Below are 1,071 nucleotides of genomic sequence, written 5' to 3' on the forward strand. Positions count from 1 at the left end.
AGCGTGGCGGTATTGGCGGGGCTCCACTTGTAGTCGAGCCGACGCCGATCGATTTGACGTCTGATACACGCTGTCCGGTCGGCGCGTTGTTGGTGACGCCGATGTAGTTAACACGGCCCGTGAAGGCATTGAACGGCACGGCCACGCCTGCGCTCCACAGGCGGCTGAGGGTCTCGCCCGTGCCGCTGTCTGCGGTCGATTGATAGCCGAGACCGACTGTGAGCGGGCCCGTGTACGTGGCACCCAGCGACAGCTCATTGCCGCGCTTGAAGCTGCCGGCGGTCTCGCCAAATGAATAGGCAACGCCCAGCCACACCGGACCGAAGTTGTTGGAGTACTGCAGCGCATTGCCGATGAACACGCCCACGTCGTTGCCGGGGTTGGTACCGGCGCCCATCGCGTTGCCCGGGGCTGGGAGCTGGTTGTAGGCCCAGCCGTACAGGTTCGAGAACTGCTCCTTGAAGCCGCGCGCTTCCGTGCCGATCGTGCCGATGAGGGCCGGGCTGTACTGACGCCCCAGCGTGATGGCGCCCCAGTTGCCGCTCAGGCCGACGTTCGCTTGCCGGCGGAACAGTTCCGAGCTGAATCCCGGGCCCGTGGTCAGCGTGCCGGTGTCGCTGCTGAAATGGCCTTCAAGGTTGAAGTTGGCCTTCATGCCGCTGCCCAGGTCTTCAGACCCCTTGAGGCCCCAGATGCTTGGGCTGATGCCGCCGGAATGCATTTCCGTGATGCTGCCGCCGGCTGCACTGCGGTTTTGATACTGGAGTCCGGCATCGACGGTGCCGTAAATCGTGACCGACGATTGTGCGATGGCGCCACTCGCTGCACAGCCGAGGGCGGCTGCAATGGCGGTCAGGACGCAGGGTCGAAGGCGTGAGTTCTGCATGTTGTCTCCGTATTGTCGTTGTCTGATGCGTCCACTGAATTGGCTCGGACGCATGCGGTGTTGGCGCCAAACACGCGGGGCGCGCGTCAACGCCGGCGGGACTTTGGCAATTCATGCATACCACGACGTTTGCAGCGCATTCACGGAGTTGCAGCCCGTTGATTAACGTTTTGCGGATACCCGGG

General features: G+C 63.4%; 1 protein-coding gene. It reads right to left on the bottom strand.

All coding sequences use genetic code 11. The features are described from left to right. On the bottom strand, nucleotides 1–886 hold an 886-nt coding region (locus FUT88_RS25405), incomplete at its 3' end, for a porin (protein ID WP_261797296.1). Nucleotides 887–1,071 lie beyond the last annotated feature (185 nt).

The organism is Ralstonia sp. TCR112 (genome assembly GCF_007997035.1).
Classification (GTDB): domain Bacteria; phylum Pseudomonadota; class Gammaproteobacteria; order Burkholderiales; family Burkholderiaceae; genus Ralstonia; species Ralstonia edaphi.